The organism is Albirhodobacter sp. R86504 (assembly GCF_042466415.1).
Classification (GTDB): Bacteria; Pseudomonadota; Alphaproteobacteria; order Rhodobacterales; family Rhodobacteraceae; genus Albirhodobacter.
This window is the reverse complement of the sequence record NZ_JAXHCH010000002.1, coordinates 1,588,283-1,600,079: the sequence shown is the minus strand read 5'-3', so window position 1 is coordinate 1,600,079 and position 11,797 is coordinate 1,588,283. Positions and strand designations below refer to the sequence as shown.

Here is an 11,797-nt window from a genome sequence, read left to right as displayed (position 1 = left end):
AGGCTCCCATGGAATTCGCATCCGATAACGGCTCGGGCGTGGCGCCCGAGATCATGGCCGCTTTGTTTGAAGCCTCCAACGGGCATGCTTCGGGCTATGGCAATGACGAGATCACAAAGCGCGTGGTCGAGCGCCTGCGTCAGGTGTTTGAGGCGCCGATGGCCGCGGTATATCTCGTCGGCACGGGCACCGCGGCCAACGCTCTCGCATGCGCGACGCTCACCGATCCGTGGGGCGCGATTTTTTGTCACCGTCACGCCCATATCGAGGCCGATGAATGCGGCGCGCCGGAATTCTTCTCGGGCGGCGCGAAACTGGTGCTGATCGATGGCGATCATGGGAAAATCGATCGTGACGCGGCGCGGGCCACGATCTCGGCGACGGGTCAAATGGGGGTGCACGGCGTGCAGCGCGGGATGCTGTCGCTCAGCAACACGACCGAGGCCGGCACAATCTACACCGCCGATGAGGTTGCGCAGTTAGCGTCCATCGCCAAAGACTTCGACTTGCCAGTCCACATGGACGGTGCACGGTTTGCCAATGCCTTGCTGACGTCTGGCGCGTCACCTGCGGATCTGACGTGGCGCGCTGGCGTCGACTGCTTGTCGTTCGGGGGCACGAAGAACGGCTGTATGGGGGTTGAGGCGGTTATCTTCTTCGATCCGGCAAAAGCGCAGGAATTTGAGTTCCGGCGCAAACGCGGCGGCCACCTGTTCTCCAAACATCGCTACCTCGCGGCACAGATGGAGGCTTATCTTGCTGACGATCTGTGGCTCACTCTGGCAGCGAAAGCGAATGCGCGCGCAGCGCAGCTCTCAGCGGGAATTGCTGCGCTCGAAATGTGCCATCTGACCCATCCGACCCAAGCAAACGAGGTCTTCGCCCATCTGCCGCGCGGCACACACCGCGCGTTGCATGAGGCGGGCGCTCATTATTATCTGTGGCCATTTGATGCGCCGCTCGACGGTGACGATACCGAGCTTCTAGGCGCGCGCTTCGTCTGCTCATGGTCAACCACGGAAACCGAGATCCAAGCCTTCCTCAGCGCCGCCCAGCCGAGATAAACCTTCCTCGGTCCGGGCTTCCGGTTGCCCTAAATATCCCGGGGGGAGGCCGCAGGCCGATGGGGCAGAGCCCCCCTTGCGCGGTGAAGGCGCAGGGGAAACTCGATAGATCAGGCGGCTCAACTGCGCTCGATATTCATCGCGATGAGGTCCGTGAGAATACTTTGATGCGTGACGGGCAACATATGGCCCGCGTCCGGAATGGTCGCTGTCGCAACATCCTGACAGCGATCCGCGATTGCGGCGCAGACCTCTTGTGTGATCGGCGGTGATTGATCGCCTTGCAAAATCATAACCGGAGCATCGATCATCTCGATCCCGCCATCGCGCAGGATATTCCCGTTATCCGCAAAATTCCCCTTGGAGCAATTCGCGACCATTGGCATCTGCGAGATAAATCGTGCGCGGCGCTGTTCGTCCCAACTGTCCCATGATCCGCCCGCTCCCCATCGTTCGATAAAGGCGCGTGCGGCATCCTCGGCCAAGCCTGCGTGCAGCAGTTCTTCGAACCGCGTCTGCTCGCGGCGAAGATCATCCATCACGGCGCTCTCTTGCGGCGCTGCGGCGAAGAGCACGGGCTCGATCAAGGTCAGCGATCGGATCGCCTCGGGGGCCGCCACAGCGATACGCAGCGCGATAACGGCGCCGAGGCTATGGCCGATCAGATCAATTGGCCGATTGATGAAACTGGCGGCGATTTGTGTCGACAATCGTTGGCAATCGGGGTGTGCGGCGGGGTCCCACATCGCGGATTTGCCATGGCTTGGCAGGTCCGGCGCGGTGACATCAAGCGCCAGATCGCCCTTTAGCGGCGCCAGCACAGGCTCCCACATCGCGCTTGACCCGAGCGTGCAATGGATTGCGATCGCGGGGCGCGCAGCGGTGGCCCCGCCTGTGGTGAACTGACGGAAATGGGTTGCGTGGCCTGCGCGTGTCTCGACTGGCATCAGGTGTCCGCCCGCGCGAGCTCATCAAGCGCATCCGCGAGCAAATCCAGACGATCCTGCCCCCAGAACCGCTCATCCGTTTCGCGCAAGATATAGAAAGGCGCGCCAAAGACGCCGCGCTCGACCGCTTCTTCCAGATTGCGCTCATAGGTCACGGCGCCGTCGAACAGGCCGGTTGTGACAAGTTTGGGGTCGAATCCGTAGCTTTCCAACGCGCCGCGCAGAACGTCATCGTCAGCAATGTCGCGTTCCTCGGCCCAAACGGCCCGGGTAATCGCATGACACAAACCGCCCAGATCGCCCGCGCCCGTTTCGGCCTTCGCCTTTTGCGCCGCGATAATCGCATAGGCCGCAGGCGCGGGGTTGGGTGGATAGCCAGTTGGGGCGAAGTTCATCGGCATCTCCAGATGCTTTGCCCAGCGCTTGAGCTCTTGCATCCGGTATTCCATCCGGCTGGGGTGGCGCGCGGCCGGACGAATGCCGCCCGTGCGATCAAATAGCCCCATCAGATCGAGTGGTTTATACGTGATGGTCGCGCCGTATTTTGCGGCGATTTTTTCCAACCGTTCGCCTGCCAGATAGGTGTAGGGCGAAAATGTTGCGAAAAAATAGTCGATATGGGCCATTGATAGCGCTCCCGTGGTGATCAAAGTTTGCGGGCAAGCTAGCTGGGTGTTAAGGCGGGTGCAATCACGCGAATCCGGCCGCAGGTTTCCCTCGGCCCTGCCTTGAGGACCCAATCCATGGCCGCCATGACCGAACCCAAACTGATTTCCGGCAATGCAAACCGCCCGCTTGCAAACGCCATCGCCCGCCGGATGTCGATGCATCGCGGCATGTCTGTGGGGCTTGTCGAAGCCCGCGTCGAGCGTTTCAACGATCAGGAAATCTTCGTCGAGGTTTACGAAAACGTGCGCGGCGAGGATATGTATATCATCCAGTCGACGTCCAATCCCGCGAATGACAACCTTATGGAATTGTTGATCATGACGGATGCGCTCAAGCGCTCGTCGGCGTCGCGTATCACGGCTGTGATCCCCTATTTCGGCTATGCGCGCCAAGACCGCCGCGCGAAGGCCCGTACGCCGATTTCTGCAAAGCTGGTGGCAAACCTGCTGACCGAGGCGGGCGTTGACCGCATCCTGACGCTTGATCTGCACGCGACGCAGATTCAGGGCTTCTTCGATATTCCGGTGGATAACCTCTATGCTGCGCCTGTCTTTGCGCTTGATATCTTGCATCATTTCAAAGGGGCGACGGACGATCTGATGGTGGTGTCGCCCGACGTGGGTGGCGTGGCGCGTGCGCGTGAACTGGCCAAACGGATCAATGCGCCGCTGTCGATCGTCGACAAGCGCCGTGAAAAAGCCGGCGAAGTCGCGGATATGACGGTGATCGGGGATGTGTCGGGCAAGAAATGTATCATCGTTGACGACATGTGCGATACCGCCGGGACGCTTTGCAAAGCGGCCGAGACATTGATGGAAGCGGGCGCAACCGAGGTTCACGCCTATATTTCTCACGGCGTCATGTCCGGCCCGGCGGTTGAGCGGGTGATGAACTCGGTGATGAAATCTTTGGTGATTACCGACTCCATCGAGCCGACACAGGCCGTGAAAGATTGCCCGAATATCCGGATCGTGCCGACCGCGCCAATGTTTGCGCAGGCGATCTTGAACACATGGAACGGCACATCTGTGTCGTCCTTGTTCGAGACGGATACGCTGATGCCGATTTATGAGGGCATGTATTCGGCAGGCTGATTGGCCACGATCAAAAGCTTTGGCGGAGGGGGCTGCGGCCCCCTTTTTCGTATCTCGAGGGACCGTTGATCGACGTTGTGACGAGGGGCCGTGTGTGAGCGGCGGTGACACGGGCTCTTGCGGCGGAATGTGCCATGTGTATGCCTTGCGCCATGCGTATTTTTCTCCTCACCGCCCTCACCATGGTCGCCTTCGCGGCCAATTCTGTTTTGAACCGCATGGCGGTCAGCACGGCGGGGCTGGACCCGGCCTATGTGTCGCTGTTGCGGCTGGGGTCGGGGGCGGTGGTGCTGCTGATCCTGACGCTCATGCTGCGCGGCGCGAAAGCGCTCCGTGTTGCGCCGCGCATCCCCCTCATCGGGATGGCGACGCTCTTTCTCTATGTCTTCGGGTTTTCCATCGCGAGCGGTCTGATTGACGCGGGGACTGGCGCGCTGACTTTGTTCGGATCGGTTCAGATCACGATGTTTGCAGGCGCTTTGGTGATGCGCGAGAGGATCACGCGCTTGCGCTGGATCGGGGCGGTGCTCGCCTTCTCGGGCCTGTTCGTTCTCGTTGCGCCGATTGGCACGCAGGGCGCTTCGGTGGCGCAACTCTCAACGGCAGGGATCGCAATGATGGTCATCGCGGGGATCGGCTGGGGGCTTTATTCTCTCAACGGGCGTCGGGCACATGATCCGTTGGCGCTCAGTGCGTTGAACTTTGCGCTGGCGACTGTGCCCGCGCTGATATGGTTTGTCGTCGCGAATGCGCCGCAACAGGGGGAGGCGTGGGGAATATGGCCTGCGCTTGCATCGGGTGCAATCACGTCGGGGTTGGGCTACGCGTTGTGGTATCAAATCCTGCCCAAATTGCAGGCGTCCATCGCGGCCGTCTCGCAACTCACCGTCCCGCTGCTGGCGGCTGCGGGGGGGGCGCTGGTCTTGGCGGAGACGCCCGATCCGCGCTTTTGGATCGCTTCCGCGTTGGTTCTGGGCGGTATCGGGCTAAGCTTGAAAAAGTAGACGCGACGAGCACTTACCTCCCCCGCGGCCTTCTTCTCGGCGCGGGGGAATGCGGGCGTCTTGTCGGCGTGGTGTTACGGGCGCGCAGGGCGGGCCGATGCATCACACACGGCGTCAGGATCCTCAGAAACACAGCCGGCCTGCGCGGTCATGCAGCCAAGGATGGCGTTCGATCCCGCCTCGCCCGCATGGTAGTGATACCCTAGCCCCTCTACCTCGTGGCCGCCGCACATATCGAGCCCCTCAGGCGCGGTGCCATCGGCCATCAAGTTTTTGAAAATACCATACCCGTCCATTGCGATGCCAATCTGCGCGGGCTCGTTCGAAGCCTCCTCGCTGGCCTGAAGACCCGTCAGACAGTCGGTCGCCGCGTGGTAGTGATAGCCGACGTGGATGTTCACATGGCCGCCGCAATCGTCGAAAGGCGCGATTGTTTTCGCGCCGAGAATTGCGTCAACGGGGGCGGGGCCGTCCAGACGGATCCCGTTATAGGCAACGCCGGACCCTGTCATATTCGTCGGTGCGGACCCCTCAGCGGCCTGTGGCTCAAGGGGGATGACATAGGTCACCGATGCGCCTTCCTCCATGTATTCCGGCAAACATTGGACGCAGTAGTTTTGGTACTCAGGATCAACATCGGGCCGCGCGGCAGCCTCGCAGGCCGATTTGCTATCCGTGACGCGGATCTTTCCGGTCTCGGCATCATACATCTGCCAATCGCCGTCTTTGTAAAACGCCGAGAGGTTGGCGACAAACGCGCCATCAACGTCATTCACTTTGCCATCTTGCAGCCAAATCCCGCCCTTGTCGGCGCCGTCAGTGATCGACGTCGGGCACCATGGCCCCGGGGTATAGGCCTTAGGCTCGGCCTTCACTGTGATCGAGAAACATTCAGTCTGTGCCCCGCCCGAGAGCGTGCAATCGACGATGGATGGCCCTGAAATCACCTGCGCTTCCTCAAAGAAATGCGCAATTTCATGCAGTTTATCGGAGGCTTGAGCGTGATCTGTCGCATCGTGATCCGCGAAGGCAGGGGCAGCAAGTACGCAAAGCGCGAGAGTCGTACAACGCATCAGACATCCGATCATTTTAGGTAGAAACATGTGATCTGTATCATACGCGAAAATGCCGCATTTCCGTCGGCATTTTGAAAAGAAATTTGCTGCACAGCGTGGAATCGCAACAAGGGGCCGCATGGCCCCCTGTTTTGAACGGTTATTTCAGACGCTAAAGGGGGGTGCCGTTAGACGATCTTGTTCACGTGGCCCATTTTGCGGCCCGCTTTTGCTTCGGCTTTTCCGTAAAGATGGATTTGCGTGTTCTTGGCTTTTGCAAGCTCGGGCACCGTCTCGACGTCATCCCCGATGAGGTTGAGCATCTCGACATTCGCATAGCGCGTCCCGTCACCCAAAGGCCAACCTGCGACGGCGCGGATGTGCTGCTCAAACTGATCAACCGCGCAGCCCGCCTGTGTCCAATGGCCCGAATTATGCACGCGCGGCGCGATTTCGTTGACCAGAAGCCCCTTCGACGTGACGAAAAGCTCGACGCCCATGACGCCGACGTAGTCCAAAGCGTTCAGGATTTTTGCCGCGGTCAGGACAGCATCCATTTGCTGCGCCGAGGTGATCTGGGCAGGGACGGTTGTGGTGTGGAGGATTCCGTCCTTGTGAACATTTTCGCCCGGATCATAGCACGACACCTCGCCAGACGGGCCCCGCGCCGCAATCACCGAAATCTCGCGGCTGAAGTCGACGAACCCCTCCAACACGCAGATCGCCCCCTGCATCGACGCCAAGGCCGCAGAGCCCTGATCGGGTGACATGATCCGCACCTGACCCTTGCCGTCATACCCGTTGCGCGTCGTTTTCAAGATCGCGGGGGTTCCGACGGAGGCCATTGCCGCCTCCAGCGAGGCCGCGTCCGTCACTTCGGCCCAAGGCGCGGTTGTCAGATCGAGATCATTTAGAAACGTCTTTTCGATGATCCGGTCTTGTGAAACGGCCAAGGCGCGTCGGGCAGGGCGGACCGGCGCGATGCTTTCCAGCACGTCGAGCGCGGAGGTCGGGATATTCTCGAACTCGAAGGTAATCACGTCGACACTGTTCGCGAAGGCGGTGAGCGCGGCCGTATCGTCATATCCGGCGGTTGTGACCTGATGCGCCACGTCCGCGGCTGGCGGATTGGGCAGCGGCTCGAAAATGTGGGTTTTGAACCCGAGGCGTGAGGCCGCAACCGAGAGCATCCGACCCAATTGACCGCCGCCGAGGATTCCGATCGTCGCGCCGGATTTGAGGGCGTTATCCATGTTTATTCGTCCTTCGGCTCGTCTGGGATCGACGCCGAAAGCGCCTCGCGCCATGCATCCAAGCGGGCAGCCAGAGCATCATCTTGCAGCGCCAGAATGCCCGCCGCCATCAGGCCGGCATTCGCAGCCCCCGCAGAGCCGATCGCCATCGTTGCAACGGGAAAGCCCTTGGGCATCTGCAAAATCGAGTAAAGGCTATCCACGCCGGAGAGCGCGCGCGTTTGCACAGGCACGCCGACGACGGGAACACGGGTTTTTGACGCCATCATCCCGGGAAGATGCGCCGCGCCGCCAGCACCGGCGATGATCACCTGCAAGCCGCGCCCGACTGCTTCCTTGCCATATGTCCAAAGACGATCTGGCGTGCGATGCGCGGAGACGATTTTCGTTTCATAAGCGATCCCGAGCTCATCCAAGAGAAGAGCCGCCTCGCGCATGGTTGGCCAATCAGATTGGCTGCCCATGATGATTCCCACTTTAACGCCCATATCGGCCCCCTTGATATCAAGCGCTTATCATAGCGGGCGCGGGGCGGGGTGCAACGGGGCGGCGCTACGTGCTGGGCGAATTCAGGCGATAATATCGGGTGTCAGCAGGTCTTCCAGCCGCGCGATGTGATCTTTCAACGACAGCTTTTGCTTTTTCAGGCGCCTGAGCATGAGCATATCATTGCGCCCTGAGTCCTGAAGCGCGGCGATCGCAGCATCAAGGTCGCGGTGCTCGCGACGGAGCACTTCAAGCCGCACGCGGGCGACTTCCTCGGGATTCATTTCGCAATGGGCATTCATATTCTGACCGAACCGTCTGAAAACGCGGGGTGAATCGCCCGCTCATGGTAGTATAGCAAACTTCGGCGCCTTTTGGTGGAAAATCGCGCAGTCATATCGGCGCTCTTCAAGGCGCGTTCACATGGCGGGTGTCGGCGAACTTGTGATGTCTGCCAGCATCGTGATGCGCGGGGCGGTTGGGGGCTTGCGGCGCGGCGATTGGCTTCCCATATTAACATTACGGCCGCCAGAGATCGGGGCCGATGACACCCGCATGCTGCTTGTGAGAGGGCTTGCCTGATGACGAAATTGACTTTTGGCGCGCATCCCCATCTGCTGGGATTTGATCAGCTCGAACGGCTGGTCGAGCGCACCGCTAAAACGGGATCGGATAGCTATCCGCCCTATAATATTGAGCAATCCGCACCCGATGCCTTCCGCATCACGCTTGCCGTGGCAGGGTTTTCGCAGGCGGATCTGTCGATCACGATAGAGGACCGAGCGCTTGTCTTGCGCGGTCGTCAGAGTGAGGAGCCGCAAGACAGGATCTTTTTGCACCGCGGAATTGCGGCGCGTGCCTTCCAACGCAGCTTTGTGCTGGCGGACGGGGTCGAGGTTGTCGGCGCGGCATTGGAAAACGGCTTGTTGCACGTCGATTTGACGCGACAGAAGGCCGATCCAGTGGTGCAAACCATTGAGATAAAACGCGGATAAGGAGAGCGAAATGGACAGTAAATTCGATTTTGAATCATCCGATATTGAGGGCGTCGAGGCGTTGAACGAAGATCAGGCGGGCGCTATGGCCCAGCGCCGGATCGTCTATGTGCGCCCAGTCGAGACGGCGTCGCTTCCTGATGACGTGCGCGCGCAAGTCGGGTCTGTGGCGACGCTCTATGCGGTGCATGATGCGGCGGGCGAACGATTGGCCTTGGTCAACAATCGCAATCTGGCGTTCGCTCTCGCACGGCAACATGATCTTGCGCCCGTAAGCGTGCACTGACGCGCCACTGGATTTGTGGCCCGATTTGTGGTCATGACATAAAAAAGGCGCCCGTTCGGGGCGCCTTTTGTTTGACGGGGGGGGCGAGGCTTAGGCCTGCTCTGCCAGATACCGCTCCGCATCCAAGGCCGCCATGCAGCCCATACCTGCGGAAGTTACGGCTTGACGGTAGACGTGATCCGTCAAATCGCCCGCGGCGAAGACACCCGGAATGGAAGTGCGGGTGGTGCCGGCTTCTACCTTCACATAACCACCATTGTGCAACTCGAGCTGCTCTGCGACGAGGCTGGAGGCAGGCGAGTGGCCGATTGCGACGAAGAAACCTTCGCAAGGGATGACTTTTTCCTCGCCCGTGTTCACGTCCTTTGTGCGCACGCCGGTGACGCCGAGCGGATCCGTATCGCCCAAGACTTCCTCGACGGTGACATTCCAAACGATCTCGACCTTCGGGTGCTTGAACAGTCGATCTTGCATGATTTTTTCGGCGCGGAGCGTGTCGCGACGGTGCACCAAGGTCACTTTCGAGGCGAAATTGGTGAGGAACAGCGCCTCCTCCACGGCCGTATTGCCGCCGCCGATCACGACGATTTCCTTGCCGCGATAGAAGAACCCGTCGCATGTCGCACAGGCCGATACGCCGAAGCCTTTGAACTTTTCTTCTGACTCGAGCCCGAGCCACCGCGCCTGCGCACCCGTTGCGAGGATCACGGCATCGGCAGTGTAAACCGTGCCCGAATCGCCGATTGCGGTGAAGGGGCGGTTTTGCAGGTCGAGGGAACTGATATGGTCCGAGATGATTTCCGTGCCCATCGCCTTGGCGTGCTCTTCCATTTTAACCATGAGGTCGGGGCCTTGCACATGGGTCTCGCCCGGCCAATTCTCGACCTCGGTTGTGATGGTCAGCTGGCCGCCCGGTTGGATACCTTGCACGAGGATCGGTTTCAGCATCGCGCGGGATGCGTAGACGGCGGCGGTATAGCCCGCAGGCCCCGAACCGATGATCAGGACGGGTGTGTGTTTGGTCTCTGTCATGACTGTCCCTCAGGTTGGCCGGCCCATACGCGCGGCCTTGGTGAACTGCCGTGCGGGTATCGGCCCGACGGAGTGAACTGGATTGGGAGGGGATATAGGCATGATGAGGCAGGGCGAAAACCCCTAAGCGCTGCGCCGTTGGGGAAAAGCGCCCCGTTGAGCAAAAGCTTAGGAAGGCGGCGGCCGTGCCGGTAGGGATCTGCGGCGATGTTCTTGGCGTTTAAGCCGATTGCGTTGCGGGAATCTGCGGAGTTGCGAAACATTATTGCGCATTTTCCGCAAGGCGGGTAAGTTCCGTCGAAACGCGGAGAACAAGCATGGCCGGAAATAAACTCGACGAAATCGATCGCAAGATCCTTGCAGAGCTGCAGGCCGATGGCCGGATGACCAATGTCGAGTTGGCCAAACGCGTGGGGATTTCCGCGCCGCCATGTCTGCGCCGTGTCCGCACGCTGGAGGAGGCGGGCTATATCCGCGGGTATCACGCCGATGTAAATCCGCGCGAATTGGGCTTTGAAGTTCAGGTTTTCGCGATGGTGCGATTGCATTCGCAGGCGGAGGTTGACCTTTCGGCATTTGAAAAGCGCTGTCAGGAATGGCCTTTGGTGCGCGAGTGTCACATGCTCAATGGCGAGATTGATTTCGTGCTCAAATGCGCGGCCCCCGATCTCTCGACCTTCCAGAGCTTCCTGACGGGGCATCTCACTGCGGCTGATAACGTGGCGAGCGTGAAAACAAGTCTCGTGATCCGTTGCGCGAAGGACGAGCCGGGCGTGCCGTTTGATGTCCTCGAAGAACGGCTTGCCCGCCACGCGTGAGACAGTCAAAGGCCGGTTCACTGCATCGATGTTGAGCGGGGGAACGGGGCATGTCTGCCCCGTCTCACATTTGAAGGGCGCTTTAAATCTCCGAGGCGAAGACCTGATCGATCATCGCTTGCGTTCCGCGGGAATCCTCCAATGTCCACGGATACGCCTTACCGTCGCGGATTGAGGCGCAGAACGCTTCGACTTGGTTGATATATTGCCGCGCGCCGTTGAAGCGGTGGACTTGGATCGGCTCGCCCTTGCGGATCAGGTGCAACTCCGGCTCGGCGTAGACTTCTGCGTTGAACGGAGCGGTCATGCGGATCGTGCCGTCCGATCCTTGGAAGGTGATTTCCTGCCGGTTCGACAGGCGGATCGCGGTTAGCGCGCCGTAGGTGAACCTGTGCCCGTTGCCCGCCATCTCTCCGATTACGGTGCAATGAACATCGATGCCATTTTCCCAACGGATGATGGATCTCAACGTGTCTGGTTCCGCGCCCGTCGCGAAACGCACACTGGAATAGGTATAGACGCCGATGTCTCGCACGCCGCCGCCACCGGTTTCAGGACGGTTGCGAATGTTGTCGGGTTCATCGCCTTTATCAAACGTGAACGCCGTATCGACATGGCGCAGCGCCCCGATCGCGCCCTCCGCAATCAGGCGGCGGCACGTATGCCATTGCGGGTGGTGCACGATCATATAGGCCTCGGCGGCCAGTTTCCCCGTGGCGTCGCGCAGGGCGATCAGCGCGTCAATCTCCTGCGCGTGCATAGCGATCGGCTTTTCGGTGAGAACATGCTTCCCTGCTGCGAGTGCCTTCTTTGTCCATTCAACATGCAACATATTGGGCAGGGGGACATAAACCACGTCAATGGCGGGATCTGCCAGTAGGTCGTCATAGGATTGATACACGCGCAGATCGGGGTTGATTGCGCGGAACGCATCGGCTTTCGCGTCTTGTGACGTCGCCAATGCGGCAAGGCGCGTGCCCTTGGCGGCATGGATTGCCGGACCCATGTGATCGCGCGCGAAAGCTGCGGCCCCAAGTATCCCCCAATTGATTGTCTGCATCTTGGCCTCCTCACCATGATTATTCGGGCGGAGC

The 11,797-nt window shown here is 60.1% G+C and carries 14 protein-coding genes; 6 read left to right on the top strand and 8 right to left on the bottom strand.

The features are described 5' to 3' along the window. The first annotated feature begins 8 nt into the window (after positions 1–8). On the top strand, positions 9–1,064 hold the full coding sequence (locus tag SJY32_RS09670; protein ID WP_376874287.1) for a threonine aldolase family protein: 1,056 nt from the start codon (positions 9–11) through the stop codon (positions 1,062–1,064). A 119-nt stretch (positions 1,065–1,183) separates the two neighbouring features. Here the strand turns inward: SJY32_RS09670 and SJY32_RS09665 are convergent, their stop codons facing one another. After that, the gene (locus tag SJY32_RS09665) at positions 1,184–2,011 is read right to left on the bottom strand and encodes an alpha/beta fold hydrolase (RefSeq protein WP_376874285.1); all 828 of its coding nucleotides are present in this window, start codon (positions 2,009–2,011) and stop codon (positions 1,184–1,186) included. Beyond that, positions 2,011–2,637: a 2-hydroxychromene-2-carboxylate isomerase gene (locus tag SJY32_RS09660; RefSeq protein ID WP_376874283.1), complete on the bottom strand. Its 627-nt coding sequence runs from the start codon at positions 2,635–2,637 to the stop codon at positions 2,011–2,013. Before SJY32_RS09660 ends, SJY32_RS09665 begins: the two co-directional genes overlap by 1 nt. Before the next feature lie 117 nt (positions 2,638–2,754). Between SJY32_RS09660 and SJY32_RS09655 the strand changes: the two genes are divergently transcribed. Both SJY32_RS09655 and SJY32_RS09650 read left to right on the top strand, forming a co-directional pair. After that, positions 2,755–3,774, top strand: coding sequence for a ribose-phosphate pyrophosphokinase (locus tag SJY32_RS09655; protein ID WP_376874281.1), 1,020 nt, complete (start codon positions 2,755–2,757; stop codon positions 3,772–3,774). A 152-nt stretch (positions 3,775–3,926) separates the two neighbouring features. Beyond that, positions 3,927–4,778 (top strand): DMT family transporter, encoded by an 852-nt coding sequence (locus tag SJY32_RS09650; RefSeq protein WP_376874279.1) that lies wholly within the window; start codon positions 3,927–3,929, stop codon positions 4,776–4,778. A gap of 74 nt (positions 4,779–4,852) precedes the next feature. Here SJY32_RS09650 and SJY32_RS09645 read toward each other — a convergent pair whose 3' ends face one another. From SJY32_RS09645 to SJY32_RS09630, 4 genes are all read right to left on the bottom strand, one after another. Next, the gene (locus SJY32_RS09645) at positions 4,853–5,851 is read right to left on the bottom strand and encodes a YHYH protein (RefSeq protein WP_376874277.1); all 999 of its coding nucleotides are present in this window, start codon (positions 5,849–5,851) and stop codon (positions 4,853–4,855) included. Positions 5,852–6,021: 170 nt separating this feature from the next. Continuing rightward, positions 6,022–7,086 (bottom strand): 5-(carboxyamino)imidazole ribonucleotide synthase, encoded by a 1,065-nt coding sequence (locus SJY32_RS09640; RefSeq protein WP_376874275.1) that lies wholly within the window; start codon positions 7,084–7,086, stop codon positions 6,022–6,024. Between the two features lie 2 nt (positions 7,087–7,088). After that, complete coding sequence (purE, locus tag SJY32_RS09635; protein WP_376874273.1) at positions 7,089–7,574, bottom strand: 5-(carboxyamino)imidazole ribonucleotide mutase; 486 nt, start codon at positions 7,572–7,574, stop codon at positions 7,089–7,091. An 81-nt stretch (positions 7,575–7,655) separates the two neighbouring features. Then, complete coding sequence (locus SJY32_RS09630; protein ID WP_376874271.1) at positions 7,656–7,874, bottom strand: YdcH family protein; 219 nt, start codon at positions 7,872–7,874, stop codon at positions 7,656–7,658. Positions 7,875–8,153: 279 nt separating this feature from the next. On the opposite strand from SJY32_RS09630, the gene SJY32_RS09625 reads away from it, so the two are divergent. Beyond that, positions 8,154–8,567 (top strand): Hsp20 family protein, encoded by a 414-nt coding sequence (locus SJY32_RS09625; RefSeq protein WP_376874269.1) that lies wholly within the window; start codon positions 8,154–8,156, stop codon positions 8,565–8,567. A gap of 10 nt (positions 8,568–8,577) precedes the next feature. Continuing rightward, a complete protein-coding gene (locus SJY32_RS09620) occupies positions 8,578–8,853 on the top strand; it encodes a DUF1150 family protein (RefSeq protein WP_376874267.1) in 276 nt (91 codons plus the stop codon). Between the two features lie 90 nt (positions 8,854–8,943). Here the strand turns inward: SJY32_RS09620 and trxB are convergent, their stop codons facing one another. After that, positions 8,944–9,885 (bottom strand): thioredoxin-disulfide reductase, encoded by a 942-nt coding sequence (gene trxB, locus SJY32_RS09615; protein WP_376874265.1) that lies wholly within the window; start codon positions 9,883–9,885, stop codon positions 8,944–8,946. Between the two features lie 317 nt (positions 9,886–10,202). Here trxB and SJY32_RS09610 point away from each other — a divergent pair, with 317 nt between their 5' ends. Then, entirely contained in the window at positions 10,203–10,703 is a 501-nt protein-coding gene (locus SJY32_RS09610) for an Lrp/AsnC family transcriptional regulator (RefSeq protein WP_376874263.1), read from the top strand. Between the two features lie 82 nt (positions 10,704–10,785). On the opposite strand, the gene SJY32_RS09605 is transcribed toward SJY32_RS09610, so the two are convergent. Then, positions 10,786–11,763, bottom strand: coding sequence for a Gfo/Idh/MocA family protein (locus SJY32_RS09605; protein ID WP_376874261.1), 978 nt, complete (start codon positions 11,761–11,763; stop codon positions 10,786–10,788). Positions 11,764–11,797 lie beyond the last annotated feature (34 nt).

Bases quoted from the DNA above. Each gene is read 5' to 3' on its own strand.
- SJY32_RS09655 (WP_376874281.1), top strand. From the start codon at position 2,755: ATGGCCGCCATGACCGAACCCAAACTGATTTCCGGCAATGCAAACCGC.
- SJY32_RS09650 (WP_376874279.1), top strand. From the start codon at position 3,927: ATGCGTATTTTTCTCCTCACCGCCCTCACCATGGTCGCCTTCGCGGCC.
- purE (WP_376874273.1), bottom strand. From the start codon at position 7,574: ATGGGCGTTAAAGTGGGAATCATCATGGGCAGCCAATCTGATTGGCCA.
- SJY32_RS09670 (WP_376874287.1), top strand. From the start codon at position 9: ATGGAATTCGCATCCGATAACGGCTCGGGCGTGGCGCCCGAGATCATG.
- SJY32_RS09610 (WP_376874263.1), top strand. From the start codon at position 10,203: ATGGCCGGAAATAAACTCGACGAAATCGATCGCAAGATCCTTGCAGAG.
- SJY32_RS09665 (WP_376874285.1), bottom strand. From the start codon at position 2,011: ATGCCAGTCGAGACACGCGCAGGCCACGCAACCCATTTCCGTCAGTTC.
- SJY32_RS09605 (WP_376874261.1), bottom strand. From the start codon at position 11,763: ATGCAGACAATCAATTGGGGGATACTTGGGGCCGCAGCTTTCGCGCGC.
- trxB (WP_376874265.1), bottom strand. From the start codon at position 9,885: ATGACAGAGACCAAACACACACCCGTCCTGATCATCGGTTCGGGGCCT.
- SJY32_RS09625 (WP_376874269.1), top strand. From the start codon at position 8,154: ATGACGAAATTGACTTTTGGCGCGCATCCCCATCTGCTGGGATTTGAT.
- SJY32_RS09640 (WP_376874275.1), bottom strand. From the start codon at position 7,086: ATGGATAACGCCCTCAAATCCGGCGCGACGATCGGAATCCTCGGCGGC.
- SJY32_RS09620 (WP_376874267.1), top strand. From the start codon at position 8,578: ATGGACAGTAAATTCGATTTTGAATCATCCGATATTGAGGGCGTCGAG.
- SJY32_RS09630 (WP_376874271.1), bottom strand. From the start codon at position 7,874: ATGAATGCCCATTGCGAAATGAATCCCGAGGAAGTCGCCCGCGTGCGG.
- SJY32_RS09645 (WP_376874277.1), bottom strand. From the start codon at position 5,851: ATGCGTTGTACGACTCTCGCGCTTTGCGTACTTGCTGCCCCTGCCTTC.
- SJY32_RS09660 (WP_376874283.1), bottom strand. From the start codon at position 2,637: ATGGCCCATATCGACTATTTTTTCGCAACATTTTCGCCCTACACCTAT.